Annotated in this window: 23 protein-coding genes; 9 read left to right on the forward strand and 14 right to left on the reverse strand. The window is 54.2% G+C overall.

Features of this window, described 5'->3' with window-relative positions; genetic code table 11:
- Positions 1-871: 871 nt before the first annotated feature.
- Entirely contained in the window at positions 872-2,323 is a 1,452-nt protein-coding gene (locus JFN90_RS06115; RefSeq protein WP_328755378.1) for a Fic family protein, read from the forward strand.
- A gap of 159 nt (positions 2,324-2,482) precedes the next feature.
- Positions 2,483-2,731 (forward strand): helix-turn-helix domain-containing protein, encoded by a 249-nt coding sequence (locus JFN90_RS06120; protein WP_199394212.1) that lies wholly within the window; start codon positions 2,483-2,485, stop codon positions 2,729-2,731.
- A 44-nt stretch (positions 2,732-2,775) separates the two neighbouring features.
- Here the strand turns inward: JFN90_RS06120 and JFN90_RS06125 are convergent, their stop codons facing one another.
- Complete coding sequence (locus JFN90_RS06125) at positions 2,776-4,125, reverse strand: tyrosine-type recombinase/integrase (RefSeq protein WP_199394213.1); 1,350 nt, start codon at positions 4,123-4,125, stop codon at positions 2,776-2,778.
- Positions 4,126-4,767: 642 nt separating this feature from the next.
- On the opposite strand from JFN90_RS06125, the gene JFN90_RS06130 reads away from it, so the two are divergent.
- From JFN90_RS06130 to JFN90_RS06140, 3 genes are all read left to right on the forward strand, one after another.
- Positions 4,768-6,690, forward strand: a complete 1,923-nt coding sequence (locus JFN90_RS06130; protein ID WP_199394214.1) for a hybrid sensor histidine kinase/response regulator — start codon at positions 4,768-4,770, stop codon at positions 6,688-6,690.
- A gap of 462 nt (positions 6,691-7,152) precedes the next feature.
- Positions 7,153-7,716 (forward strand): hypothetical protein, encoded by a 564-nt coding sequence (locus JFN90_RS06135; protein ID WP_199394215.1) that lies wholly within the window; start codon positions 7,153-7,155, stop codon positions 7,714-7,716.
- A 283-nt stretch (positions 7,717-7,999) separates the two neighbouring features.
- Positions 8,000-8,509 carry a hypothetical protein gene (locus tag JFN90_RS06140; protein ID WP_199394216.1) on the forward strand — a complete coding sequence of 170 codons (510 nt, stop codon included), beginning with the start codon at positions 8,000-8,002 and terminating at the stop codon, positions 8,507-8,509.
- A 233-nt stretch (positions 8,510-8,742) separates the two neighbouring features.
- Here JFN90_RS06140 and JFN90_RS06145 read toward each other — a convergent pair whose 3' ends face one another.
- Together JFN90_RS06145 and JFN90_RS06150 are read right to left on the reverse strand one after the other, a co-directional pair.
- The gene (locus tag JFN90_RS06145; RefSeq protein WP_199394217.1) at positions 8,743-9,240 is read right to left on the reverse strand and encodes a hypothetical protein; all 498 of its coding nucleotides are present in this window, start codon (positions 9,238-9,240) and stop codon (positions 8,743-8,745) included.
- 183 nt (positions 9,241-9,423) lie between these two features.
- Positions 9,424-10,437 (reverse strand): helix-turn-helix transcriptional regulator, encoded by a 1,014-nt coding sequence (locus JFN90_RS06150; protein ID WP_199394218.1) that lies wholly within the window; start codon positions 10,435-10,437, stop codon positions 9,424-9,426.
- Between the two features lie 195 nt (positions 10,438-10,632).
- Here JFN90_RS06150 and JFN90_RS06155 point away from each other — a divergent pair, with 195 nt between their 5' ends.
- Positions 10,633-11,511: a hypothetical protein gene (locus JFN90_RS06155; RefSeq protein WP_199394219.1), complete on the forward strand. Its 879-nt coding sequence runs from the start codon at positions 10,633-10,635 to the stop codon at positions 11,509-11,511.
- A 48-nt stretch (positions 11,512-11,559) separates the two neighbouring features.
- Positions 11,560-13,080: a DUF2779 domain-containing protein gene (locus JFN90_RS06160; RefSeq protein WP_199394220.1), complete on the forward strand. Its 1,521-nt coding sequence runs from the start codon at positions 11,560-11,562 to the stop codon at positions 13,078-13,080.
- A gap of 100 nt (positions 13,081-13,180) precedes the next feature.
- On the opposite strand, the gene JFN90_RS06165 is transcribed toward JFN90_RS06160, so the two are convergent.
- A complete protein-coding gene (locus tag JFN90_RS06165; RefSeq protein WP_199394221.1) occupies positions 13,181-13,849 on the reverse strand; it encodes a response regulator transcription factor in 669 nt (222 codons plus the stop codon).
- A gap of 386 nt (positions 13,850-14,235) precedes the next feature.
- On the opposite strand from JFN90_RS06165, the gene JFN90_RS06170 reads away from it, so the two are divergent.
- Entirely contained in the window at positions 14,236-15,807 is a 1,572-nt protein-coding gene (locus JFN90_RS06170; protein WP_199394222.1) for a recombinase family protein, read from the forward strand.
- Positions 15,808-15,911: 104 nt separating this feature from the next.
- On the opposite strand, the gene JFN90_RS06175 is transcribed toward JFN90_RS06170, so the two are convergent.
- On the reverse strand, positions 15,912-16,265 hold the full coding sequence (locus JFN90_RS06175) for a hypothetical protein (RefSeq protein ID WP_199394223.1): 354 nt from the start codon (positions 16,263-16,265) through the stop codon (positions 15,912-15,914).
- 121 nt (positions 16,266-16,386) lie between these two features.
- Between JFN90_RS06175 and JFN90_RS06180 the strand changes: the two genes are divergently transcribed.
- Positions 16,387-18,243: an ATP-binding protein gene (locus tag JFN90_RS06180; RefSeq protein WP_199394224.1), complete on the forward strand. Its 1,857-nt coding sequence runs from the start codon at positions 16,387-16,389 to the stop codon at positions 18,241-18,243.
- Here JFN90_RS06180 and JFN90_RS06185 read toward each other — a convergent pair.
- The 9 genes from JFN90_RS06185 to JFN90_RS06225 all read right to left on the reverse strand — a co-directional run bounded on the left by JFN90_RS06185 (position 18,233) and on the right by JFN90_RS06225 (position 26,158).
- Positions 18,233-18,952: a hypothetical protein gene (locus JFN90_RS06185; RefSeq protein WP_199394225.1), complete on the reverse strand. Its 720-nt coding sequence runs from the start codon at positions 18,950-18,952 to the stop codon at positions 18,233-18,235. The genes JFN90_RS06180 and JFN90_RS06185 overlap by 11 nt on opposite strands.
- A 243-nt stretch (positions 18,953-19,195) precedes the next feature.
- On the reverse strand, positions 19,196-20,884 hold the full coding sequence (locus JFN90_RS06190) for an AIPR family protein (protein ID WP_199394226.1): 1,689 nt from the start codon (positions 20,882-20,884) through the stop codon (positions 19,196-19,198).
- A 162-nt stretch (positions 20,885-21,046) separates the two neighbouring features.
- Positions 21,047-22,684, reverse strand: a complete 1,638-nt coding sequence (locus tag JFN90_RS06195) for an ADP-ribosylglycohydrolase family protein (RefSeq protein ID WP_199394227.1) — start codon at positions 22,682-22,684, stop codon at positions 21,047-21,049.
- Positions 22,685-22,833: 149 nt separating this feature from the next.
- The gene (locus JFN90_RS06200) at positions 22,834-23,394 is read right to left on the reverse strand and encodes a cysteine hydrolase family protein (protein ID WP_199394228.1); all 561 of its coding nucleotides are present in this window, start codon (positions 23,392-23,394) and stop codon (positions 22,834-22,836) included.
- A gap of 40 nt (positions 23,395-23,434) precedes the next feature.
- Positions 23,435-23,671 (reverse strand): YheU family protein, encoded by a 237-nt coding sequence (locus tag JFN90_RS06205; protein ID WP_199394229.1) that lies wholly within the window; start codon positions 23,669-23,671, stop codon positions 23,435-23,437.
- 28 nt (positions 23,672-23,699) lie between these two features.
- Entirely contained in the window at positions 23,700-23,954 is a 255-nt protein-coding gene (locus tag JFN90_RS06210) for a hypothetical protein (RefSeq protein ID WP_199394230.1), read from the reverse strand.
- A 142-nt stretch (positions 23,955-24,096) separates the two neighbouring features.
- Complete coding sequence (locus JFN90_RS06215) at positions 24,097-24,867, reverse strand: DNA/RNA non-specific endonuclease (RefSeq protein WP_199394231.1); 771 nt, start codon at positions 24,865-24,867, stop codon at positions 24,097-24,099.
- Between the two features lie 212 nt (positions 24,868-25,079).
- Positions 25,080-25,532: a hypothetical protein gene (locus JFN90_RS06220; protein WP_199394232.1), complete on the reverse strand. Its 453-nt coding sequence runs from the start codon at positions 25,530-25,532 to the stop codon at positions 25,080-25,082.
- Positions 25,533-25,534: 2 nt separating this feature from the next.
- On the reverse strand, positions 25,535-26,158 hold the full coding sequence (locus JFN90_RS06225; protein ID WP_199394233.1) for a hypothetical protein: 624 nt from the start codon (positions 26,156-26,158) through the stop codon (positions 25,535-25,537).
- Positions 26,159-26,175: the final 17 nt, after the last annotated feature.

The following is a 26,175-nucleotide window of genomic DNA, read 5'->3' on the forward strand; positions in this document are numbered from 1 at the left end:
CAGATTTCCGGGAGGCGGCCTCGCCGGCTTCGGGTGTTTCCATAAACAGGGCGTAGAACGCTTTAGGGGGAAGACTCCCCCTCGCTGAGACCGCGCGGCGTTCTCCGCGCCCCCCTCTGCGGGGGACTCTCCCCCGCAATGCCCCCGGTTGAAAGGGCGGACAAATTGGACCAAAGCCGCCGGCACTTCCGTACCGGCCGCTTTACCGGTCCGGCCCGTTGGCAGGCTGCCTGTCAACCGGCCTATAGCCATACAACGGGGAGTGCCCCGTGCCCCCGGGAAACGGGATCTCCCGCCCCTCCAAAGCGGACCAACGGCAGTCGGCTACGGGGGCTTCCCCCGCAACGCCCCCGGTAGAAAAACAGGACAGCTTGGACCAAAGCCGCCGGCACTTTCGTACCGGCCGCTTTACCGGCCTCATGCCATCCACTGAAGTTGGCGCGGGGTGGAAAAGAAGCCTGCTTGCCGGAGAAAAGCTCCGGTCAGGACGGCATGTTCTATCTTTTTTAAAGTGACGCTTGACAATAACTCATACACATCTTACAACATTAACTCATATAGTTTGTTAGCCGTTAAGTCATATGGGTTTACGAGCAGCAAGTCATATGCGTAGGGCGGGTAGGCGTAGGGGGAAGGAGGAGTGCGGTGAGTTTCTTCAACCTGACCAAGGCACCTTGGTAGGTGCCTTTGCCTATCCCAAAGGGCTTGTGGGCGGTGTGTTGCCGCTGACCGATGCGAAAAGCTACTGCGAAGAGTTCGTACCGCGAGAACAGCGCAGGGGGAGGAGTCTCAAGTGAAAGTGAGTCCGGGGCAGAGGCTTTTTTCGGATGCTCTGCAGGCGCTTAAGGTGCTACAGGATGCAGGAAGGACGGTGTTGAAGTCGGAAGAGCTCTCTCGGCAGCAGCGGGAGGTCTTGGTCAAGAATGGCTTCCTGCGTCAGGTCGTCAGGGGGTGGTATATGCCGTCACGCCCCGACGACGCCCCGGGGGACACGACCCCATGGCATGCGGCGCTGAAGACTTTCGTCCGGGAGTACTGCGACGACCGCTTTGACGAGCTGTGGCACGCATCGCCTGAATACTCGGTGGCGCTCCATGTGGGAGCGACGGTTCCCCCGCGGCAGATTGTGGTCTGGTCGCCAAAAGCAAGCAACCGTATCCTACCGCTTCCCGATACCTTCTCCTTGCTTGACTACCGCAGGGACATCGATCCGGGGCGGGTGGAACTTGTGTCGGGGGTGCGGGTGATGCCCCTGTCCCTTGCTCTGATCAAGGTGCCAGAGGTCTTCTTCCGCAGTTCGGTCCGGGACGCACGCATCGCGCTGCACCAGGTTGACCCGTCCGATTTGCTCAGGGATCTGGTGGAAGGAGGGCACTCCGCTATCGCTGGCAGGCTGGCCGGAGCGCTCCGGGCCGTGGGGCGGGGACAGGTGGCCGATGAAATCCTTTCCACTATGCGCGCGGTGGGATATGCCGTTACCGAGACAAACCCTTTCACTGTTCCCCTATCAGAATTCCACCTCGGGGAGGCGAAGTCGCCTTACGTGCTTCGCATGCGGCTCATGTGGCAGGAGATGAGGGGGGCAGTGCTGGAGGCCTTTCCTGGCGAACCGGGCCCCCCTGCGGACGTGGCCGGATTCATGGACAGCGTCGAGGAAGTCTATGCGAGTGATGCCTATCACTCCCTTTCCATCGAGGGGTACCGGGTATCAGACGATTTGATCCGCCGGGTGGCCGGAGGGGGATGGAGCCCCGATACAGCTCCGGCTGACCTGGAGGCGAAGAACGCTCTGGCTGCGCGGGGGTACTGGCTGGCCCACAACAAGGTGAAGGAGACGATGGTCAAGGTATTCTCAGGCGCGAACCCCGGGGCCGCCTTTCGTAGCGACCATGCGAGTTGGTACCAGAACCTTTGGGAGCCTTGTGTTGCCGCTGGAATCCTGAGGCCGGTTGATCTCGCCGGCTACCGCAGTCACCCCGTCTTCATCAAGAACGCGGCCCATGTCCCCCCCTCGAAAGAGGCAGTTCGGGAAATGATGCCTGAACTCTGCTCCTTGCTGCAAGCGGAGGAGAGCGCAGCGGTGCGCGCGGTTCTTGGACATTTCCTGTTCGTCTACATCCATCCTTACATGGACGGCAACGGCAGGCTGGGAAGGTTCTTGATGAACGCCATGCTCGGGTCCGGAGGGTATCCCTGGACGGTAATCCGGGTGGAGCGGCGCGGTGAGTACCTGGATGCGCTTGATGCGGCAAGTTCGCACGGCGATATCGCTCCATTGGCGGCTTTCATACGCAGTTGCATGGAGGCTGGAGCTTCGCACTGAGGTATACAGCGAAGTACAATCATTTGTACCAATACGAACAAAAATTTGTAGGGAAGGATACAAGATCCTTTGCTGATCCTTCTCTGAAGTACCTGAATGTTCTGTATATAATACATTTAAGCATTGCAGCGCGGTTATATATTGCATATTATACGTGACATGTTATTCGAACTCGGCCAAGAGATCCGCAAAGTCCGCAAGCTCCGGAAGGTCACGCAAGAGCAGATCGCACGTGAACTCGGTATGAGCCGAGCTACCATCAGCCAACTGGAGGCGGGTACAGTGCAGGAGATCGGGATCAGAAAGGTGATACGGGTACTCGACTACCTGGGGCTTGAACTGCAAGTTCGCAAGGCTGGACCTCCCCCCACCCTTGACGAGTTGAGGGAGCGGTGGGAAGCAGAATAGACTTCCTGATGACGTAGGCGCCAAGGCGCCTGCGGTGGGGCAGGCTACCCCGCCCCCTCCTCTTCCGCTTCGTCACGAAGTATCCGAAGCAGCAGATCCTCCCACTTGGTCAACGCGATCTCCTTCTCCTTGTCGTAACGGTACTTGTTGTAGACCCCGACGATGCCCGACTTCTTGTGGTTCACCACCTCCTCGGCAACCTCCTCGATCACCCCGACCCGTGCCATGTTGGTGCGGGCGGTGCGGCGCAGGTCCTGGGGAGACCAAGGCTTCATGCCGAAGTACGGTTTCTTGCTGGCGTTGAAAGCCTCCTTGCCCACGTTCCTGGTTCCCCCCTCCTCGTAGCTGCGGTTGATTGCCCGTGAGAGAACGGTAGGGGAGATATGTGGGTTCTTCCCTTCGGAGGGAAAGATGTAGCCTGTATCATCGCCGATCAGCTCTAGTGCTGTATCGGTCAGGTATACGCGGTGCTCCCGCCGGTTCTTGGCGATTTCTGCCGGGATGGTCCACCATCGTCCCTTGATCTGGTCGCGGTGCATCTGGGTTACCTCCCCAGGCCGCTGCGCGGTGACCAGCACCAGCTTGATCGCCCGCTTGACCTGGAGGGAGCTCGCCGAGTTGGTAATCTCGTTCCAAGCCTTTACGATTTCGGCGTCGTCCAGGTGGCGCTCATCTGCTTTGGGGGCGATCTTTGGCACAGATTCTGTGATCTCGTTGAACGGCTGTATCTCCGCCCATTCCATGCGATAGGCGTATTTGAACATCTGCCGGCACAGCTTCATGGCATTTCGGGCAGCGCCAGGGGCCTTTGCGGCGAGGCGTTCTATAAACGTGATGGCGTGTTTGCGCCGTACCGCCGACAATTCACTCTTTCCCAGAGCAGGAAGGACATGCAGCCTGAGAGAGCATAGTTCACTCTCCTGCCAGCGCGTCGTGTGGTTCGGCCTTGAGTACCGGACCATCCAGACTGCGGCGAGCTGTTCAACTGTTTGGGGGGTGAAGTCCTCCGGGATCCCATCTTTCAGCAAGCTTTCAAAGGTATGCCGCTCAAGGTGGTCTGCCGCGGTGGCTCGGGCTTCCGCCTCGAGGGCTGCTTCCCTTTCCACCTTTTCCCGCTCCTCTGCCATGGTTTTCTTCCGGTTGAGCGGGTCGATCCCTCTTTTCACCAGGTTGAAGGCATCGTTGAAGGCGATGCGTGCTTCAGCCAGAGAGCAGCCTGGGTAGTGGCCGAGAGGCAGGTATCCTTTCCGCTTGTTCAGCTCGTAGATGTAGACGAAGGTCTTGAGGCCGGACGGCATGACCCGCAGGGCAAAGCCTCGCCCCTCGCGAAGGTAATAACGTGCCTCCCGCGGTTTCGCCGACGCGATGGTCTTATCGGTGAACTGTTTGCTCATTTTCGCCTCGTGTATCCGTTTTGTATCCGTTTGGTATCCGGCTAGGGCTGAAAAATGGTGGGACGATATGAAACGACTTTATCGCTAAAGTTGAGAAAAATCAATACCATAGATCTGATTTGTGCAACGAATTGAAACGCCCTGAAAAGGGCAGAAATGCATATTTTGGCGCTTCCCAAGCTGAAGGTCGCGGGTTCGAATCCCGTTTCCCGCTCCAAAGAAATCAAGGGCTTAGCCAAATACGGCTAAGCCCTTTTTATTTGCGCGTGGCCTCTCGCGTGGCCTCTTTCGGTTTTCCTGGGGGGCGTCCTCACCTCCGCCTTTTTCCCCTGGTGCCGCTGTGCTCTCTCCATTTGCGCCCCCTGTTGTAGAGACTCTGGTCTTACGCTACCGATGAGTTACAATCAAATACTTAGCCCCCCCAGCAGGAAGAGGTAAGGGCAAGCCGAAACACTGTGTCTCTCTGAGGCGACCACCCCTGTCTCTTTTTTTTCTGTGTTGTGGCCAGTTGTCCCCGTGTCTTCATTTAATATATCTGATACAAGGTAAGAGGAAATGATAGGGCTGCAAAAGCCTGGTATTGTATATTAACTCGGCCTACATTGTTCTGAAATTTAAGTCATGGCTGAGGGGAGAGGTGACATGGTTGATATCACTGATCAAAGGCGTACTGAACCCTCGCTAAATCAGGGTCAAATTGCTACCTGCCATTTTTTTGATTACAGTCCGTTTGCAATGTTCAGATCTAAACTCAATGGATCTGAAATCATAAATGCGAACGAAAAGTTTCTCGAGCTTTTCGGGCTTACTCGGGAGGAAGTTATAGGTAAGCCGTTCCTGGCACACTATGCAGACCCGACACAGCGCAGCTCGATTCTCTGTACGGTGAATGAAGAAGGGCGCATTGTCGATGCCGAAGTCCAATTCATCCATAAAAACGGTGAGGTCCGCGATTGCCTCGCGTCAGTAACCGTATTTAGGGATGAGGGTGTCTTAGAAGGGATCCTGCTTGATGTAACTGAGAAGAAACGGACTGAAGCAGCCCTGTTGAAGACTGTCGCGCTATATCGGGATTTTGTGGAGGGCACTAGCGATCTCGTGACCCAGGTGGATGCGACGGGACGCTTCCTCTTTGTTAACCGCAATGCTGAAAAATATTTCGGATGGTCGCCTGCTGAGTGTGTCGGAAAGTTTGCTTTCGACTTTGTGCACCCGGATGACCGCCAAAAGACGTCGTCAGCATTCCAGGAGTGGGTCAGCTCGGGTACGGAGTCGGTGACTTTCGAGAACAGGCAGCTAAGCAGGACCGGTGAGGTCTACGACATGCTCTGGACCGTAAACCTCTGCTACGAAGACGATAAGCTGAAGCAGATCAATTCAATTGCCCGTGATGTCACAATTCAGCGGCGGTTGCTGAACGAACAGGTAAAAAACCAGAAACTGGAATCACTGGGTGTCTTGGCCGGCGGAATAGCGCATGACTTCAACAACATCATGACAGGGATCATGGGGAGTATAGCCCTAGCACGAATGTCCCTGGACAGCCACGAGCGGTTGTCCGCCCTTTTGGCTCAAGCGGAAGGCGCCTGCCTGCGTGCTACAAACTTATCCAATCAGCTTCTGACTTTTGCAAAAGGTAACCGACCGGTAAAGAAAATGGTGACACCCAAAGAACTTGTCGAGTCGGCAATTTCGCTGGCGTTGAAGGGGGCCAGAACCAGGAGCGTGATAAATTGTGACGATGAGGTGTGGGACCTGGAGGCCGATGAAGGACTTATGGTTCAAGTCCTGTGCAATATAATGATTAATGCTTCTCAGGCCATGCTTGGAGAGGGAGTCATCTCGATAGCCTTAGATAATGTGGTCCTCGAAAAGAACAATGAGCAATCTCTGCCGCCTGGCCCTTATGTGAGGTTCAGCTTTGCTGATACCGGATGCGGTATCTCAAAAGATAGCCTCAGAAGAGTCTTCGACCCGTACTATACAACCAAGGCCACAGGGAGCGGGCTAGGTTTAGCCTCAGCTTATTCAATCGTTTGCAAGCATGATGGTCATATAGGTGTCGATTCCGAAGAAGGGGTTGGCACGACCTGCACTGTCTTGTTGCCCGCGAGCAGTTGTAAAGGCCACACTGAACATGGCCTGGTGCCGCGAACAACGCCTGCAAAACGCCTCGACGGCCCGATCCTGGTGGTCGATGACGAAGAAATCATCAGAAATCTGGCAACGGAGACCTTGCGAAAACTCGGATACGAGGTGCAGGCCTGCAGCAGTGGTGAGCAGGCGATAGCGCTCTATCATGCGGCAATGACTGCTGAAGCCTCCTTCGCGGTTGTTGTCATGGACCTTACTATCCCGGGAGGCATGGGGGGAGGGGAGGCTGCCAGGCGCATCCTGGAACTCGATCCGGCGGCTGTCCTTGTAGTATCGAGTGGGTATTCCAACGATCCCATTCTTGCTGATTACGCCAGGTTCGGTTTCAGCGCAGTATTACCTAAACCCTATAGTCCTGCTGACCTTGAGGAAGTGCTGGCCGAGCTTACCCAGGCAAGTTCTTTGGATTGAGCCGGCTTCCCGCTTCGGAAAGGTGCCCCTTACCTATCATTTCTTGATTTCACGGACGCCTAGTGCTGGCGATCTAATCGCTTTTGCGATCGAGATCCAAGCCAAGGATGCTCTCGCGCAATGCCGCTAATTTGTTCGGCTTCTTAAATCCAGACAATCCATTCCCAACAAACTTCTGCGTAACATCCAACTCACCGAACCCGCTACTCATGATCACTTTAACGTTTGTTGATCAGCTTCGAATTCAGCGCCCAAGGGTGCCCCCTGCTTAGGGTGACCAGGATTGCGCCGATCCCTTCATCATCGATGCTGCGAGCCTCGTGAAGCACGTCCAGCGCAGTGCCCCAACCAGTGAGGTAGAACGCTTCGAAACAGGAGTGCCAAAAATATTACTAAAATACTGTTGACACGCATAAAGTATTATATTATCTTTTAGTCATCACTGGTTGCGAAGGAGGGGGCGTGGAAGTTTCGAAGCTGATCAAGAGTAAAGAGCCTGATGCTCGAACCACCTGCACACTCACCAAAGAGGGAGGGGACTCCCTGGCCTGCCTCACGAGCGAGTTTGGGCTTACCCAGAAACGGATTTTTTCGAGTATTTTTGAGCAGCCTTCTCTTTTGGACGCAGTTCTTGATTTTGCCAAGACGATCGGGGATACGCCCGAGCAGAGGCAAACTCGCAAGAGCGTAGTCATCGGCAAGAAGGACCTGAAGTCCTTGAATGAGATATCCAAGTCTAATGGACTTTCGCGCGACCTTCTCATAGAAAGCACGATAAGATTCCTTGCCCTCCTCTTAATAAAGGACAAGGATGGCAGGATCGCAAAACATAAAGAAGCACTCGGTAGGCTTAACGACCTGTGGGCGACAATGGGAACGCTTGAAAAGGAATTATTCGAGCTTTTGGCCGACGGTGACCCAATTCTTGAGCGGTATAGCAAAGTCGTGGTGGTGCTTATAAACCTGGTTAACGAAATCGAGGCGGAGATAGCAACCGGGGCGAACATAGACCCAGAAGGGATATGATGCCATGAGATTATCAACCCATGCCGAAGCCAGATCTCGCCAAAGAGGGCTACCTCTGGAGTATCTCCCATTAATTGTCGCATTTGGAACACCGGTAGCCAGACCCGGAAACGCGACAGAGTACCAGTTGCTAGACAAGGACTTGAAAAGGCTTATCCAAAGCCTGAATAAATTGGCCGGGAGGGCGGTTATCGTTAGCGAGGATGACACCATCATCACCACTTACGTAAAGACTGATAAGAGATCTAAACGATTACATTCCCTGCATTAACTCGGAGGGCGTATGGCTACTTTAAAATTTGACGAAGCCGACCGTAGAAATGTGATAGCAGAGGTGGAACGTTGCTACAAAGTGAAGTTGATGCCGGTCGGAAATTACAGAAAGTACCTGCGGGACCAGACCGGCCGGACCTTTTGGGTTTTCGGAGGGTATGACGATTGGCACGGGATACCTTCTAAGATGATCAAGGCTGAGGAAGGCCAGAGCGGTAATGGTGTTTTGATTGTTGCCAAAAGGTATGGGAGCCGAATCGACGTTTATAGTGGTGCTCTCTCACCCCTGATCCAAAACAAGAAAAGCCTCTGCCTGACGAAGCAGGGCGACTATCAGTTTAATATCCGGATTCGAGGAAATGGACTAACTATCCATGAGGTTCCGACTTTGCATTTGTCAAAGCTTTCAGAGAGTCAGTTCACAACTGAAGAGAAGGCTACCGAAAAAGCGGTGACGATCATCAGGAAGCTACCCCGGGCTGCCAAAGAACAGGTCCTAGCAGCGTTATTGCGCAAGTGACCATTGGGCAGGCTCTTGAGTCTGACCCATGCAGTCTAGGTGTGCGTTTTTTTATGCCTTACCTCGAACCGACCCCGGCTTGTCTCTCCCTGTAGACTGGTCCCGCCCCCAGCCCTACAGGCACATGATGCCAGCCCTTTACTGATCGTTGACGCGGTCCTGGGGTTTTCTATGATCCCCAGGGCCGCCGGAACATAGATGTCTACTCATCGGGGGAGGCTGGTTAGAAACAGTCAGGCCTCGGGGCCTTGGCTTAGCTGGAGGTTATCTTCCCTGACCGCATCCTCTGATACTAGGACGCAGGATAGCTGGAGTAGCTTGCGGACATAAGGGGGGATCTTCTGGATCTGCCCTTCCCAGGCCGGCTCGTCAGGAATCGCCAGCATGAGCTGATGGGGCTTGCCGTCAGCTTGCAAGACCAACTGCCCAAGCGCGGAGTAAACGGCCTGTTCCTTTTGCCGGGTTGAGTCCCCCTCTACCTCAATCACAAAGGTCCCGAACGCGGGGTGAGTAGCCACCACATCTGCACGGCCATACACGGGGTGGGCTCCAATAACGGCGCCGATGGCCCGTAACTCCGCTTCAGCCTCGGCGGCAATCTCGGCCTTGTCGCTTTTGTGCTGGCCTCCTTTGGCTCGCTCCATGGCATCGATATCGACGTGGACCTGCCACCCGTCCCGGGGGTGGAACCGGTGAGTAACAAGCCAGCGTTTCACCTCAAGTTGATACATCTCCCTCCTCGCTGACTCCCCTTAAATGATGCCCGTTATACGATACCCGAGCAGGTTTAGGTATTGGCCATAACGGTCATTCTCGGAAAGCCATTCCTCCCACACATCAGTGTGCCTGTCTTTGGGATCGTCGTATTCGCTGAAATCTGGATGGTCAGAGTACTCCATCAAGTCTTGGTCACCCTAGCGGGAGGGCCGATTGTACATACGGCTTAGGCGATTAGCTGTCGTTTGAAACTCCTCCCGTAATCCAGCAGGTTCTAGAACTTCCACGTCATCCCCGAATCCCCTGAGCCACCACCTCAGCTGGAGGCTATCAAGCACCTCCGCTTCCAACAAGACCCGCTTTTCGTCGAAGTCTTCAAGGCGCTTGGTGCCTGGTAGTGGAGTGTCGAAGAGGTAGGCGGCAGCCCTGCGCTCAAAGAGAGCCCGAAGGTTAATGATGGTGTCGCCGACCGGGTAGCTAAACTCCCCGCTTTCGATGTAGGCCTGGAGAGAAAACCCTTCAGGCACCAGGGCAGCTTCATCCCGCAAGGTAGCGGTGTCGACCCGGTGCAGCAGAAATTGAACGGGGTTTGCGTATTCCTTGATGGTGGCCACCAGGTAGACCAGGCTCTCGACAAACACTAACCCCAGTGGGTTTATCCAGGGGTATTCCTTCGGGGTGTTCTCCCCCCTGGGGCGGTAGCTAAGCGATATCCGCCGTTCCCTAAGAACCGCCTCGTACACCGTATCAGTCACATGGTCATCCATCCGGGGGGGCGTCATCTGGAGGCTTCGGGGAATGGTCCGCACCTTTTCGCGCCAGCGGGAGACGGGAAGTTCCGATTGGTCGTCCAGGAGCGCTTGGGCGCTTCTGAAGTACGGGTCCAGGTACCTGTGGGAGGAACTTGGGAGGATGTTGGGCATGCGCTCATTTACGAGGCAGTAGGTGAGCGCCGTGTGCGGCTCCATGGCGCCGACCTTCAGAATCTGGGCTCCATCGACCCAGCTCCAGTAATAAGCCTGGCCATCCTCCTCGTATCGGATGGGGAAATATCCCGAACTATGGATTGCCTCCAGGTCTCTCTGAATCATCCGCCGGGAGATCCCTTCCACCCCTCGGGCACCCAGCCTCTCTTCGATCTGCTGGGTAGTTATGGTGCCGCTGCGGGGGATCATACTGAGGATCTGCATGCGGCGGTACATGGTCTTCATAACTCCCTCCCTTGTGCTGTCGACACCTTAAATACAGGTTGCGTCAGGAACTGACGCAACCATGCGAAACAATACCACACAATGAATATACTTTCTGGAGGTGCTATGTGTGGTTGGTGTCTTGAAAACATTCCCCTGGAAATCCTAGCCAAGTCTAGGAACGGTCGTTATCCTGCCAGAGTCGGCGAGGATTCATTGGGCAGAATGTTCTATCTACGAGAGGTGAGCGACTTCTCGCAAGGCCTCCTGAAGGTTACGCGCAGCGCCAGGCGGAGAGGGATCGATCTGTTTGCCGAATGCCCGCCCGAGTATGGAGTGATGCGTCTTCAGGAGATTCTGGTGTGCGAGGGGGGTGACTCTCCCTTGTACCAGGAACTGCTGCGTCGAAAGCAGGTAAGGAGTATTGTTCAAGCGGTCTGTAGCGAACGCATACGGGGGCGGTATCTCCAGGATGCGCGGGGGACAGGATGGGAATGCTTTGAGTTCCTGTACCTTCCCGAGACCTACCTTGATGCCGGGCAGGCGCGGCAGTTGCAGAAGCCTTCCTTGCTGCCAGCCTGCCGCACCCTGCTGGAGCAGTATAGAAATTGGTGGCTGCTGGGAAACGCCCTGGAAAAAAACGACCTCCACGATCGGTTTGAGAAGACGGGAGTCCTGGACCCTATCGAGGATATAACCAGGTCGGAACGCGATCGCTTTGACGTTTTGCTCAGGGCATTGAACTTCAGTCTCCTGCTTGTCAGCAGGTTTCCTGCAGAAGCCCCCCTGCTCCGATCAATTGCGGAAAGCAGCCCTTTCGGAGTTCCATCCTTTGCAGGGGATGACCTCTGGCTCCAGCGGGAAGCGGCGCTTCTCTGGTATGACTTGAAAGGGTTCGAGGGTCTCTTGTATGAACTGCCCCGGTTCCGGAGCACGCTTTTTTACTACATCCACCTCAAGCGCGGGTTCACCGTCGAACAACTGAGGGAACTTCTCATCGTAGCGAGCATGAATTCTTTTATGGACGACCAAGACCCCTACATGGTTATGCAGGAGTGGATTGAGGAAGAATTGGGGAGCAGAGCGGCGCTTTAAGGTTTATCGTGAGCAACAGGGGCCGGTAGCGGGGGAAGGGGAGAGGAAATGGCAAAGAAGAAAGAAGCAGGGCAGAGGGGATCGCACACGGTGGCTCTTAGCAAGACTCTTTTTGTCAGAGGCTGTCAGTGTCATAAGTCTCTGTGGCTGCATAAGTTCAAGCCCGAGTTGAAGGATGAGGAGTCCCCCGAGACCACAGCGAGGTTTGCCGGTGGCAACATGATCGGCGAACTGGCCCGCGACCTGTTTCCCGGTGGGCTTCTGATCCCCTTCGAGGAGGACGGGGAGAGGGTGCCGCTGGAGGACCAACTCCGGCGCACTAAAGAGGCGATGGAAGGGGGGGCGAAGGTCATCTACGAGGCGGCTTTCCAGCACGATGGCATTTTCGTCAAGGTGGACCTGCTGCGTAAGAGGGTAAAGGGGTGGGAGCTCTACGAGGTCAAGGCCGGAACTTCCGTCAAAGACGTTTATATCCTGGACTCGGCGCTCCAGTACTTCGTTCTGGCTGGCGCGGGCGTCCCCCTCGGCAAGGCCTATGTTGTTCATGTCAATACCGAGTACGTGCGCGAGGGCGATGTCGACCTGGGAAGCCTTTTGACTTGCCAAAACGTCACCAAGGAAGTGAAGGGCCTGCAGGCAGAGGTCCGGAGCTCTACAGAGAAGATGCGGGCTGCCTTGGCTCAGAAAAAGGCGCCATCAATAGATATCGGCCCCCACTGCTTCGACCCGTACGAGTGCGACTTCCAGGGGCACTGCTGGGGCCATATCCCCGAAGACTCCGTATTCGACTTGAGGGGGAAAGGGGTGGACCAGTTCGCGCTGTACTACCAGGGGATTGTCAGCCAGGCCGACATCCCGCTCGATCTGCTCAAAGGAAAGCAAAAACAGCAGGTGCAGGCGACTCTGCGCCAAGAGGATCACGTCGACAGGAAGGCGATCAGGGCGTTTCTCAATCAGCTCAGCTACCCATTGTACTTCCTCGACTTCGAAACCTTCATGAGTGCGGTTCCTCCCTTTGACGGCACTAGTCCGTACCAGCAGATCCCTTTCCAGTATTCGCTGCACTACCAGAAGAGGAGGGGAGGAAAGATTCACCATGTCGAGTTTCTGGCCGTGCCTGGCGAGGACCCACGCAAAGCGCTCCTGAAAAGTCTCTTGGCGGCCATTCCCGACGGCTCCTGCGTCCTGGCTTACAATAGTGCTTTCGAAACCCGGGTGCTGAAGGATCTGGCTGGGCGTTACAAGGGGCATCGGGCGCGGGTGAACAGGATTGTTGCGAACATGCAGGACCTGATGGTTCCATTCAGAACACGGGCTTGCTACAAGTGGGAGATGAAGGGAGGTTATTCGATCAAGAACGTGCTTCCCGCGCTGGTCCCCGACCTATCCTATTCGGGCCTGGAGATAGCCAACGGGGGAGCGGCCATGGAGGCATACCATGTGATGTGTGCTGTAAAGGACAAACCGGAGGAGCTTGCAGCCGTTCGGGGAGCCCTCCTGGAATACTGCAAGCTCGACACCCTTGCCATGGTGCGGATTCTCGACAAGCTATACCAGCTTGCCTCCTGACCCGGCCAGGGGAAACTTCAGTCCCGGTTCCCCATCCACTGGGGTGTAGCAACTTGATTACGTTATTATAAAGTGTGTCCAGACTCATCACCCTCTGATATTATTGTGGTTCACTCAAACTAAAGATATAGCCAACACCTCTCAAGGTGTGTATTAATTTTTTGTCCGCACCTTTATCAATTTTTTTCCTTAGATAGTTAACATAAACATCAATAATGTTTGTAAAGCTATCTAGTTCATGTTCCCAAACACTGCTAGATATGTGAGCTCTAGAGACAATATTTTCTGCATTTTCAACAAAAAATAGCAATAACTTGTATTCTATTTGTGTTAGATCGATTTTTTTATTATCACGCCATGCTTTGTGTTTGACAGGATCGATACGAATAGGCCCATACATCAAATCCGCCCCTCTTACTGTTTGAGCCCTGCGCAGCATTGCCTTTATTTTAGCCACCAAAACCTTAGGTTCAAATGGTCTCGATACGCAATTGTCGGCTCCTGAATTAAGAATATTGATTATTTCTTGAACCGAGTCATCTTCTGTTAATGCCATGATCGGTAAAGACTGGTCATGGCCCCGTATGATGTTCATGAGGTCCAAGCAGGATTGCCTCGATACGGCCAAGTCCAATAGTACCATGTCAAATTTACATTTTTCGATTGCCCTGATCCCCGCTTCCTTGTCCTTCACATGATGGACCTCCGCAAAGTGGTTTTCGACAATTTTTTGTAATTTTGTATCTCCGCTGATAAGTAATGTTTTCAACTTACCTCCCGTGTGGACAATTTGATAAAATTAATGCAAAACATACACCCCTGTGCAAAGATTTGTCAATGTTAATGACGCCTGTAGGCCATTTTTTTTCTGACCACACGGAGTTCGCGCGCCTGACGGTGTCGGTGACTGTGGTCTTGCTGGCGCCGCAGCACTTTGATACGGAAGCCCGGCTCTGGCTGTAGGCCCAGACAAGGCGGAGGACGTCTCGTACTTGTCTCGTGGCGTCAACTTTCGACGCCGATACGGGGGCAAATTTCAGGTTCGATTTACGGCAAAATCAGGATATTCCGGACGTGATATACTGGTCAATCAGCTAAAATCTGCTGCCTCTAACCTTACCCTGCCCATTATGTATCCCACTCGCGGAGGTACTTATGCCAAAAGCCTATAGTTATATGAGGTTTAGCACTCCTGATCAGGCAAAAGGGGACAGCAAACGCAGGCAGTCCCAGCAGGCTGAAGAATATGCAGCAACGCATGGGTTGGAACTTGACGACAAGCTAACTTACAGTGATTTTGGCGTATCAGCGTTCAGAGGCGCAAATGTAGAAATTGGTAAACTTGGCCAGTTTATGGAAGCGATAAGACGCAAGGAGGTCGAAAGTGGTAGCTACCTCTTAGTCGAATCTCTGGACAGAATAAGCCGAGATGTCATTTTGCCAGCTCAGAACATTTTTACACAGATAATATTAGAAGGCGTAACTATTGTAACACTGGCTGATAGAAGAGTTTATTCTGCTGAGTCTGTAAATAAATCACCTTTTTTATTGATTGAAGCGATTGTTATTTTGATCAGAGCAAATGAAGAATCAGAAATGAAATCCAAACGACTTAAGTCAATGTGGGAAAATAAACGAAATAATGCATCAACACAAACATTGACAACAGTAGGTCCAGGTTGGTTAAAGTATAACAAGAAAACTCAACAGTTTGAGGCAATACCAGAACGGGCTGCCATAGTGAATAGAATATATAACGAGTACCTGAGCGGGAAGGGGTATTTGACCATTGCACGCATGTTACGCGAAGACAAGGTACGTACCTGGACGTTCAAGAAAGGCGAGAAATCGATCTGGCGAGAACATTACGTCAGTAGGATATTGGGAAATGCCGCAGTAATTGGTACTTTGACTCCACATGTAATGGGCCATGGTAATGGTAAGAGTCAACGGGTTCCACTGGAAGGCATCAAAAACTATTACCCCCCTGTTATATCCGAAGAACTCTATGAAAAGGTGCAAGCCAGGCGGCGCCAATACAAAACAAGATACTGCAACTCCGCAGCATTGAAAAATATCTTTTCAATGGTTGGAAGATGTCCTCAATGCAATGGGCGGATGATGTACCTCAAAAAGGGTCCACGTTGGGATTATATCATCTGCACCAATGCACAATACCAACAAGGTTGCACCACTAATAATATTCCCTATGGCCGGCTAGAAACCGTATTTGTGTCAGAATTCGCAAATGCAATATTGGAATTCCCGTTTATCAATCCGGTGATCAATAAAACCAGACTTAGCGTCTCACATCTTAAAGAAAAGCTTAGACGCGCCACGGTGCGACAAAACAAACTGCTTAACAGCTTAAAAAATGGATTAGAGTTAGAAAGTTATCAGAGTACAATGAGTTTAAATATGGATTTGCAGGCACTTGAGACCACTATTGATAATTGCCATAAGGAACTGGTGCGTTTAAATTCACTGCACAGTGATCAAGCACTTAAACAAATGAAGGCCTACATACACGACTTCACGGAACACATTTCTGTAGACTACATAAATCGGGAGGTTATCAATAAGTTACTCAGATCAATGTGCGATACTATCATTATTTCGCACAATTTGATAAACGTTAAATTCAAGATGGGGCCAAGCCTTTCAATCGAATATGATAAATATGTTTCAGGTTACGAATACATATCCGACACCTCAATCAGTATATAACAGCTAAAACGGTATGTTAGCTCAGCCCGAAAGCGTTCTGCAAACTGGGTGTGGGAGGAGGGCCCCTATCCCTTAATCCGGGATAGGGGGCGGACAGCCTTTAGCTATTCCTCGGTCTCGAAGTCAACTTCATCCTCATCATCGTCAGGTACTCCGATGTCTGCATCCTCATCCTCTCCCCGGTAGCGCTCGGCCAGGCGGGCTGGCAGCTGCCTGGTACTGTCGAAGTCTCCGTCCTTAGCAACGATAAAGCTGTTGTTGAAGGTGAGCAGGGCGAATCCCTTCCCCAGTAAGACCTCGTTGACCTCATTCAGGTAATCGACCTCCAATTTGGCAGCCCCCGCCATCCCGCGGAACTGATCCCATGTGAGCTGGAACGCTGCCCTGTAATCTCCTTCGAACTCCTTCCTGTAGAGACGCTGCAGAATGCCTGCCATTTCATCAGCTGTTCGTGCCATATCGTACCTCCTGTGAGTGTGATGGATGAATAGAAGGTATCGCGGATGTGCGTCATTTTTTGACGCGATCCGCCTCTACAATCATGACTACAACATCACCGGAGGCGAAGGAGGGAAGCCCATGGAACTCGGCAACTATTTAATGTGTGTCGCCACTCGTCACCAGCAAGCTAAGGAAGAGCATGATGATGAACAGAGGGAAATCAGAGCGCGCGCCAGGTCTGGTAGGGGCAGGCGCGCGCTCGTGCTCACCTATGATGACGAAACTGCCCTGCTCAAGGGGGTGATCGGCTCGCTCCGTGGGCGGCCTGCCTGCCTCAAGCGTGCCTCTTACCCTGCCATCGGGGCACTCGCCTATCTTTTCAAAGCGAAGGTGGCTAAGGACCCGTACGTCGAGGGGTACGAGATCGTAGACCGGCTGGTTTACGACCCGGAACTCACGGTGGTTTATCTCAAGGCGCTGGAGGAATTGCAGGAATTGGGCTGGGTGAGGCTCAGGAATACTGGCGGTTCCTTTACTGACAGTCCTCCCTTTTGTTGGTTGCAAGCCAACGTTGACTTCGGGGATACCTTCCATCGGGAGATGGGCAATGCGGAAACCACGGTCGCCGGGTTCTCCTCTAATGACGCCTACCTGGACGCCATCTTCTCCTACCTGAAGGGTTTCGATGGGGGAAACAGTGAGCATCTGGTGATCAACGATCCCGATGTCAACCTGGAGACATATCAACCAGTCGGGTGGTACCGTCGTTGCGTTCAAAGAGTTGAGGTTTCTTCTTGCCAACTCCCGGCAGCCAAAGCGGGACCCAAACTCCGTCTGAGCCCATTACAACACTTAACCCTGATGGGGCTATTGGGGCAGAGGGAGGGGGACCTAAGCTACGACTTCAATGACACCTATCAAGTGGCACGCCTGTTTGCCCGCGGCAGGGTGTGCCGCCAGCGGGTTCGTAAACACCTGTTCGGGGAGAAGAGCCCCTTGCTTACCCAACGGCTGGTGGAGTCGACGCAGGGGACCTTTGGCGAAACGGTGCAGTTGACCCAGGCGGGGGCCACGGCCCTTCTTGGCCGGCACACAGGAAAGAAAAACCTGCAGAACCTGAGGCGACGCGTAAAGCAGGGAACCTTCTTCGACTTGGAGGAGCCCAAGATACGGCAAGAGGCTCTGTATCTGCCGGGCCCCGTATTGGAAGCCCTGCAGTCTGTTGTGTTCGGCGAATCGCCGAAAGGGCTGGAGGTCAGGAAAGCGTGGCAGGCCTCCCTGCCAACAGCATGGGGCGCCCCGACCGGCAGCACGCTGCTCCTGTACGGGCCTCCGGGAACAGGCAAGACGCTGACGGCTCAGTACCTGGCGAGCCGCTTGGAACGCCCGTTGTTGAAGGTGGATGCCTCCCGTGTGCTCAGCTGTTGGGTCGGGGAGAGCGAGCAGCAGGTGCGCCGGATATTTGATGACTACGCCATGCTGCAGCGGGAGTTTGGGAGCGCCCCGGTCCTCCTCTTTAACGAAGCCGACCAGCTCTTGGGAGGCCGCGGTGCCGGTACCAGCGCGGTGGATCGCATGAACAACAATATGCAGAATCTCTTCCTGGAGGGGCTAGAGCGATTTACTGGCATTCTCGTGGCAACCACGAACCGGCGCGACCTATTGGACGAAGCCTTTAGCCGTCGGTTCACCTATAAGCTGGAACTTCCCGCCCCGGACCGCTCTCTACGCATGGCCCTATGGAAGGAGCACCTGCCGCTGGACCGCCTAGCTCACGATGTCGATCTTGACCAGTTGGCGGATCTGGGATTGACCGGAGGGGAGATTCGCTTGGTGGTGGAGCGTGCTGTGCGGCTTCTGGCATACCGTGGTGATGCCAGCATAGATGTTGGTACTCTGACTCTGCTGGCTAGGGAGGAGCTTGCCGCCAGGATGAAGCGTGCCGGCACCGCTGGACGGATAGGGTTTGCGGCCCAGCGCGGCCTCAGTACATGACCCGAGCCCCGGAATTATAGATGGTTTCGGGGGGCCATAGCGCTGTGATGCGTTCGTCGGCCACCCGGACCGTCATGTCCACGATGTTGCCGAAGGCGTAGATTGCCATGCAGCTGACATAATACTTCCCTTGGCGCTTAGCTACCCGGATGCCGACCGGCCGGTCTACCTTGCCCTTGAAGTATTGCAGCCCAAACTCCTGCGGGTCGTAAGAAGGGCTTTGGAGACGGCGCAGCAGGAAATAGTTAGGCAGCAGGGTGTAGTTACGGCCGTAAAATCCGTGCCAGAAGGCGCATTTGGTCCGAAGGTGGTAGGTCAGGTAGATTGCCTCGATAAAGCCTGCCATCGTGGGGGTAACCTGGAGGGCGCTGAGCATGTCCTCCTCTTTCCCTTCGACCACGGTACGAAACCTGAGGTGCCCGTCGAGCAGGCCTCCGACAAAGGAAGCGGTAATCTCCAGAGACGGGAGGACGGATACCCCCTCGAAGCTCTCTATGAGCGGGTTCAGCGAGAAGACCGGAGTGTGGGTGATGCCACACCCCGGCGGGATGAAAGCATTGGTGGCCTCTTCCAGGGAGCGCCATTTGCTGGCTAGTAGTGATCTGCTTATCAGAAATTGGGTTCGGTCCGGCATCAGGTCGAGCCTGTCTGGCACGACGACAGGAAAGGAGACACGGGGGTGACGGTTAGGGCACGTTTTCCCTTTCATAGTCCCTCCAAAGGGTGTGTTGGGGGCTAAGCTGTGATGATACTTACACCACGTAGGCGTCAGAAGTTGACGCCTGGCAAGGTGAGGGAGGAGGGATTAGGCATTGATGTGTGAGTTAAAGGATCAACGTGGGGCGGGCCTGCATGCCAACCCTCTCCAAGGGACGAGAACCGGCACTCAAAGGGGGGAGCCGGTTCTCGTCTGATTGGTTTGGGTGCACCTCCGCTAGAAGGGCTTGAGGGCCTAAATGATCCCCTTTGGTTGATGCCCCAGATATTGTCTGTACCGATCGCCTCGGTTAAACCATTCATCCCAAATATCGGGATGTTTATCCTGGGGCTTATCGTATTCCTCGCTAAACTCGGGGGCTTCAGAAAAACTAATTAATTCTTCTCTGATTTGGTTCGCCAGCCCATTTAATCTTTGCTTTGCTCGCTCGGCATGCCCTTGCAGGTCCTCTTCAAGCGTGATTTCTTTGAAAATAGTTTGCAGGAACAGGCTAACACAAAGGTTCCAACCGGGTTTCCCTACTGCAAAAAATGGATGTTTAACTGTTTTCTCGCGTCCATCTAAACCAAATGCTGTGTTGATGACCACTTTTCTTTCCGGATTTGTGTTTTTATTGTTTACGGTAATAAAGTTGTAGAACTCTATGAGTTGAGCCAGCTTTATGACGTAACCAGCCTGCCCAAGAATTTTAGCCTCTATTTTAGAGAAAAAAGTTTGGAAGGTTATATCGTCATCAAAAAAATTATCTATCTCCCTCTGCGACACGCGCTTACCATGCCTCATATAGTAATTGATTTGAAATAACTTTTTTGGGGTAACAAACTTGTTGCCACCGTCAGCTTTTCTAAAAAAACGAGGCAGCCCTGTGCTGGCAATGCAATCATTCCACCTAAATTCGATTCTGACTAAAACTGGTTCATTGGACCTTAAAATATCAGCTGAAACTGGGTTCTGGCGATTGTTAGCAAAAGCCACTTGGCGGACCAATGATTCATTAGGTAGCTGCACAAATTTAACCACTACTGGTATTTTTTCCAAGAGGGGCTTGTTGTATTCGGTGTGTTGATTATAAACCTTTTCCCATGTCCTGATGGTCTGTTGCCCATTAACTACCTGAGGGCATTTAACCAAAATTTGGTTGTTCTGAACTCCGATGCCCGTGCAACTTATAGTGATACCATTGTTTTTGAACGGGAAAAGCTCAAAGTCTTGGGAGGACTCTCCACCCTCGATAATCTTTTGATAGGCAGATCGTAACCTCTTATTGGTAATGGAACTGCCAAGGAAGCCGCGCACATTCGATGCGTAAAGCGCCTCTCCGGCTCTTCTGGTCAGGTCGTGGTACAGATCCCCGAATTTAACAACTACAAACTTCAGCGAACAGGTAACCTCGGATTCGCTGGTGGTGTATACCTCTGGAGAATGCACTTTGCATCTGATGGGTTTGAAATCTTCCTGAACGGCATCAACCCAATGATAGTTCACTACGGTCACAAGGTTCTTGCCAGCGAGGAGGGTCAGTTGCTCTTGTATCCCGTCCTCCATGGCTGCTCTCTTTTTTCGATCCAGCTGAAGAGGAGAAACAATTTCCAGGGTAATCCTCGGCCTTTCATCCCCCTCCTGAATCTCGTCGTCCGGATCTGTAGGCTCCCTTACCTCTGCATCTAAAGCCCCAAGGACCGACTTCACCAGCGCTCCTCCCCCCTTATCGCAGTCAACAATCGCCGTGATAAAACTATTGAGTTCGCCAAGGGTGTCAAGGGGCAAGTAAGCCTCAGGGGCCCAGACGTAAAGGCGTAAGTAGCCCCCCTCCAGGGTGATGCGGTGAGGTGCAACGTCTCCAGAATCTGCCCTGAATATCCTGGTACAACCGTCATCTACCCGGTAGGCAATCCAGTCCTCGAAGATCTGCGGAAATGGCATAGTGCTCCTCCTGTATAGGCGCTTAACTACGTACCTCGGTTTTTCAGATGAATGGGGTCTTCTAAGGCAAGCTAAGCCTGAGCAACTCTATATTCATCGGCCAGTTCTCCACGATCTTTAATCTTCCACTATTTGGACGGGGGCGGAAATACGACAAGGGGGTCAGAACCCTGGATAGGAGTCCCACCACTGCTTTCGGGGGCTGAACCCGATGAAGAGGTCTTTAGCTACCTTTTTCAGGACCTCTCTGAGTTCCAACTCATCCAGCCACTGCTGAGAAATGTGGTTCACTCCGAGGAGGGCTCCGAGGATATTGCCGGTTATGGCCCCTGTGCTGTCACTGTCTCCACCGTGATTGACAGCCAGCTGGATACCATGGGTAAAGTCCTCTTTTGCGATGAGGGCACAATATATTGAGATGGCTAATGCTTCTTCGCCTACCCATCCGTCCCCGAGTGTTTCTACCGCTTCCGGGCCGGTTACATGCCCCGGCTCCATAGCCAGCTCCCTCGCTTGGCTCACGGCTGCGAGCGTCTCGTCAGCCCCGGGGGCACCTGCTAAGACCTTGCAGCAAGCGTCCAGCGCCGTGTCCAGGTTGTCCCCATCGATGATGCGCCCGATAAGCAATGCCAAGAACCCCGCTGGCAAATATCCACTCGGGTGACCGTGGGTCAAATAACCGGTAGACTGCCCGATCTCAAAAGCCTCCTTGTTTCGCTGTTCCGCACCCCAGAAGCGGCAAAGGTAGGGGGATTGAACAAATAAGCCTATGGGGGCGGCTCGCATCACGGCCCCACATCCCTTACTCGTGTTGTGCCGCACTTCGTCTGAGCGGAGCCGAACCCGATCGTCCAGCAAGGCTGTAATACAAGTCCCGCCAGGAGCCCGGCGACTATAGAGCTCGCTGCAGTTGATCAGCCAACCGTTACCATCGACCGGGTGATACAGATTCTGCTGTGTCTTGAGCCAGCGCCGGTAGGCTTGGTGGACCATAGAGGGGAACGAGGGGCCGATTCCTTTCTCGTTTGCCCGGCAACATGCTCGTAATAGTCCCTCAGCCGTGAAGAGCGTCATCTGGGTGTCGTCTGTGATCGCCCCCGTTCTGCCATACGCCGTATCGTAGCATTGGATTCCCGTTGCGCCGTATTTCTGCCTGATTTCGGCAAATGAAGAGAATTCGACTGCGGCTCCGAGCGCATCTCCTGCCGCACCTCCGAGCAGGCAACCTAAATAGTGGTTTAAATTTCTGCGATGGTTGTGGCTGAAGTAGGTATGGACGTAGCGCTCTTGTGCTGATGTTTCAATCGCGCCGGGACGCGCAGCTCTTACCTGGGCGATGGCCTTCTCAGGCTCAATGCCAAAGTCTATCAACAGCATGGCCGCGAACAGCCCGGTCCTTCCCAGCCCCCCACGACAGTGGATCACGATACGTGCCCCTTCGCACAGCAACTCCAGAATGCGGCAGTGACACTCCTGCATGGCACTGTGGAACCGATGGTCAGGGATACTGCCGTCCACAATGGGGATGTGAAACCACTCAAGACCTGAAGCTGCAATGAATTCTTTGAATTCCGGTACTTGAAGCTCGCCGAACTCGTGGTCTTCAACCAAGGTGACGAGAGCTGTGGCCCCCCAACTGATGATGGTTGATAAGTCCTTCTCCAGGCTGCGCTCCCACCGAACTGAGTTCAGGCCGGGGCCCTTCTTGCCGGGACAAAATGTCAAACCTATCTTTGCATCGGTGTACGGTAGTTGGAGAGTGCCTATCTGGAGAGGGTGAGATTCGCTGGTCTTGATCATATTGATCCTCCGGGAGGGATACTAACCCGCACAGGATAACATCTCGCAGCGACAGAAAATGTCAACTGTTAGCCCCTGTCGGAGGGCTTTGAGTAATCGGGAGAACAGGAGGTGGGGTGCGGTGGGACCTGAAGAAGGGGATTCCCTCGCTAAGTTGTCGCTGCCATATTCTCCATAATTTGGTCCACACCGAGGACTTTGGCGAAGATGGAGCCGAGTGCCGCCATATAGGAAGCATGGACCTGGGCCGCGGGGACGGTCACCCCGTTGAAGGCCAACTCCCTGGTGGCGCAGGCGTCATGGGTGACGATACAGGAGAATCCGAGGTCGAAAGCAGCGCGGACTGTGGTGTCCACGCACATATGGCTCATCATGCCGCAGACCAGGAGAGTGCCTACCTCGGCGGCACGGAGATCTTGCTCCAAGGTCGTGTCCCGGAAGCTGCTCGGGAAGTGCTTCGTGACCACCGGCTCTCCTGGCAGGGGAGCAACGCCGGGGTAAATCTCACAGCCCTGGGTTTCCGGCAGAAAGAACGTGGCGCCGGGATTGGTGGAGAGGTGCTGCACGTGGAAAACTGGCCACCCTTCCTTTCGGAAGGCGGCCAGGAGCCGGGTGGTCGCTGCAGCAGCTTCAACGCTGCCGACCAGCTCCATTTTTCCGCCGGGAAAGTAGTCATTCTGGATATCGATGATGAGCAGAGCCGTCTTCATGGTTTCGTCCTGTGTGGCTGGAAGGTGTTGATGAACCCCACTATACCGTGGGGATAATGTTACAGGTGTTGGACAGCGGGTCGTAGACCAGAGCAGCTCTTCGGGTCTTCAATTGGGTGAGGACCTGCTCGATCTTCTCGTCTAGGGTATAGCTACATAGGCCGATCTCCTCCCAATCCCGCGTAACGAACTCAGAGACAACATTACGCAGGGTATCGGGATTGAGGCGATCCCAGGGCACCTCTACCATCCCGGTGGACTCGTCCATATCCTTCATCCGAATAGCCTCCTTCTCGCGCGGGCCATCACTCGAAGGGGTTGGAAACGGTGTCGCCTTTGACCAGCTCCACCTTGTCCGGCAGGCTTTCCTGCTCCAATACCTCCACGATAGAGTCGAGGAGCGTTTTTAGCTCTTGAGCCGCCCGGAGGCCGCCCTTATCCCGCCAGAGGTCGATCGAGCCGTACAGGCTCACCCGATCCTGGCGGTTTTCGATGGTGAACTCTCCGATCTGGAGGCTCTCCGACTCGTTAGCGAAGGGGTGAAATGCTGCTTTCTTCAAGGTTCCTCCAGTGAGGCTGCGCCGGGCGCGACGAACTGGTAAGGATGCCGGGGGCGCCAACGGAGGCGCACGTAGTGCGACGACGGAAGCGCTCCCGGCATAACGCAATCAGAGCGACGCGATCAGGCGCAGCATCTCAATTCTAGCGCTGTTTCCGTGGTTTCGGCATGGGGAGCCGCATGGCCTTGTCTTTAATGCGGGGATTAACCCCAGGAAAAACGTCGAGGCCGGTGACACCCTTCAGCTCAGTAACGCTGATCACTTTGGCGGAAGCGCCGGGCTCGTTGTCAACTATGTATGCTCCGGCCTCCTGCCTCCCGGGATCATAGATAGCTTTGAAGACGGCTGTGGGGACTATAACCCTCCCCCCGATCCGTTGCAGCTTTTCCCCCTGGAAGATCGGTCCCGTCACGATGTAGAGCTCACCCCGCCCCCGTGCCATTCGCCTAACTCCACTCTCGATCCTCTCCCACACTCCCCGGTTCACCGACGGTTCCTGGGGGATCATGTTCGCCAGGCTGAAGGACTCCTCCTGAGACGTGAGGTCGAACATATCCCCGGAGGGAGCCACGTGGCCGCGGTCGTATCCGCTCCTTGCATAGTCGCGTAGCTCCGCTCGGTCGGAACTCGGGAGCCGGTCGTCGGGATGGAACTCGCTCTGCCTCCGCAGCCCCTTCCCCTGAACCAACCGTTCTTGCGTGAGGTGCTCAGCCGAGTAGAGGGGGGTCTTCGTAATCCCGGAATGGAGGGCCCCATAGCCGCTGTTGCAGAGTTCCTTGGTCTTAGCAGCCAGCTTTGCGTTGATTACGAGAGGGGGACGGCCCGCAGCAAAATGCTCAGGACAGGCGGTGTCAGCTGCCCATGTTTGAGCAGCAATAAAGGTCCCTACGACAATAGCAACGAATGATTTCATATGCCTCAATTCCTGATAGTTCGGTGCACCGAATTTACTGGAATTTGACTTTAGAGTCAATTAAGGACCGACTGTTTTTGCCTATGGTTCCTTACCACCACGATGGATGAGGCTCCTGAGAAAAAAGCCGGAAAAAAATAAATATCTTATCTCTATAGGAACTATTACATATTAATCCAAGAAATATGTGTAAATTCAGGCACTTATTTCTTTTATGTGTGGCTAGTAGCTAAGGGGGTCGCCTCCGCCGCCTGGAGGCGTTCTTCGAACACCCTGCCCTGGGCCAGCATGATCTCCACGGCACACCTGAAGGTCTCCAGCTCTCCTTGGGGGAAGCAGAACTGCAGCCGAGTCAGGTATTCCAGGGGGGCGAAACCGGTTTCGGGGGTGAAGGGGATGTTTTCGTTGGGATAGCCGACGTACAGGGTGAGAGTGTAATTGGTCCCCTGGAGGGCCAGTACTCCTAAAACTTGTCCGGGATAGTACCCGGAAGCCCTGCCGGGCTTCCGATCCCGTAACTTAATCTCTTTGCAGCGGCCCGGCTCTGCGAACAGGGCGAGCAGCTTCTCTGCAAAAATGAAGAAGCGCTGGCGGTGCTCGTTGACCATGAGGAGGCCGAGCCGGTTCTGGTACCAACGGATTTGGGCTGTGGCGTGCTCGCTCATGCCTACAGCTCGGGGGCGCACGGGTCCCGCGGGATGTCGTACGCTTTCCATCCGTCGAAGGAGCCGATCAGCTCATCGAGTTTACTCTGGACGCCGTGCTGCAGTTTGGCGGAGAGGTAGAACCCCGCTAGGAGATCCTTGGCGACGTAATAGGCATCGAGGCGGACGAGATCGCTGGTGCCGTGGATGACCCGTCCGGTCAGCCCCTGAGCGATGACGATGCAGCTATAGTCGGGGTTGATCCGCCCCAGAACTTGGCCGCGGGGCATCCTGCCATCCCTCTCGCCGTCAGTGAAATTTTCCAGAACCACGGTGGCAAGCCGGTCTTCGTGCATGTTCTCCGCCATAGCGATGAACTTGGCTGGCTCGATATGCCGCACCATGGCTCGACCGCAGCCCACGGAGATTCTCAAGCTGTTGGCATTGCGCCGATACCCCATCACTCCCTGGTGGAACGCCTTGCCTGGCATGGGGTGTCCTTCTACTTCGTTGAGGGTGGGGAGCCCCGCCAGGTTTTGGAGGGTTAGCTCGAAGATCGGGTCTCGGGCCTTCATGCCGGTGAAGATGGTATCGAGTGGATTGGAAATGCCTCCCCCAGGGGCGTACATCTCTGCTTGTTCAGTCACGTCTGCACCTCCAAAAT

The organism is Geomonas propionica (genome assembly GCF_016458235.1).
Lineage (GTDB): Bacteria > Desulfobacterota > Desulfuromonadia > Geobacterales > Geobacteraceae > Geomonas > Geomonas propionica.

Excerpts from the sequence above, each read along its gene's own strand:
- JFN90_RS06150 (WP_199394218.1), bottom strand. The coding sequence starts at position 10,437 with ATGAAGACCATGTACCGCCGCATGCAGATCCTCAGTATGATCCCCCGC.
- JFN90_RS06175 (WP_199394223.1), bottom strand. The coding sequence starts at position 16,265 with ATGGCACGAACAGCTGATGAAATGGCAGGCATTCTGCAGCGTCTCTAC.
- JFN90_RS06195 (WP_199394227.1), bottom strand. The coding sequence starts at position 22,684 with ATGATCAAGACCAGCGAATCTCACCCTCTCCAGATAGGCACTCTCCAA.
- JFN90_RS06140 (WP_199394216.1), top strand. The coding sequence starts at position 8,000 with ATGGCTACTTTAAAATTTGACGAAGCCGACCGTAGAAATGTGATAGCA.
- JFN90_RS06190 (WP_199394226.1), bottom strand. The coding sequence starts at position 20,884 with ATGCCATTTCCGCAGATCTTCGAGGACTGGATTGCCTACCGGGTAGAT.
- JFN90_RS06160 (WP_199394220.1), top strand. The coding sequence starts at position 11,560 with ATGGCAAAGAAGAAAGAAGCAGGGCAGAGGGGATCGCACACGGTGGCT.
- JFN90_RS06205 (WP_199394229.1), bottom strand. The coding sequence starts at position 23,671 with ATGAAGGATATGGACGAGTCCACCGGGATGGTAGAGGTGCCCTGGGAT.
- JFN90_RS06185 (WP_199394225.1), bottom strand. The coding sequence starts at position 18,952 with ATGAAAGGGAAAACGTGCCCTAACCGTCACCCCCGTGTCTCCTTTCCT.
- JFN90_RS06170 (WP_199394222.1), top strand. The coding sequence starts at position 14,236 with ATGCCAAAAGCCTATAGTTATATGAGGTTTAGCACTCCTGATCAGGCA.
- JFN90_RS06120 (WP_199394212.1), top strand. The coding sequence starts at position 2,483 with ATGTTATTCGAACTCGGCCAAGAGATCCGCAAAGTCCGCAAGCTCCGG.
- JFN90_RS06220 (WP_199394232.1), bottom strand. The coding sequence starts at position 25,532 with ATGAGCGAGCACGCCACAGCCCAAATCCGTTGGTACCAGAACCGGCTC.
- JFN90_RS06145 (WP_199394217.1), bottom strand. The coding sequence starts at position 9,240 with ATGTATCAACTTGAGGTGAAACGCTGGCTTGTTACTCACCGGTTCCAC.
- JFN90_RS06180 (WP_199394224.1), top strand. The coding sequence starts at position 16,387 with ATGGAACTCGGCAACTATTTAATGTGTGTCGCCACTCGTCACCAGCAA.
- JFN90_RS06215 (WP_199394231.1), bottom strand. The coding sequence starts at position 24,867 with ATGAAATCATTCGTTGCTATTGTCGTAGGGACCTTTATTGCTGCTCAA.
- JFN90_RS06130 (WP_199394214.1), top strand. The coding sequence starts at position 4,768 with ATGGTTGATATCACTGATCAAAGGCGTACTGAACCCTCGCTAAATCAG.
- JFN90_RS06200 (WP_199394228.1), bottom strand. The coding sequence starts at position 23,394 with ATGAAGACGGCTCTGCTCATCATCGATATCCAGAATGACTACTTTCCC.
- JFN90_RS06125 (WP_199394213.1), bottom strand. The coding sequence starts at position 4,125 with ATGAGCAAACAGTTCACCGATAAGACCATCGCGTCGGCGAAACCGCGG.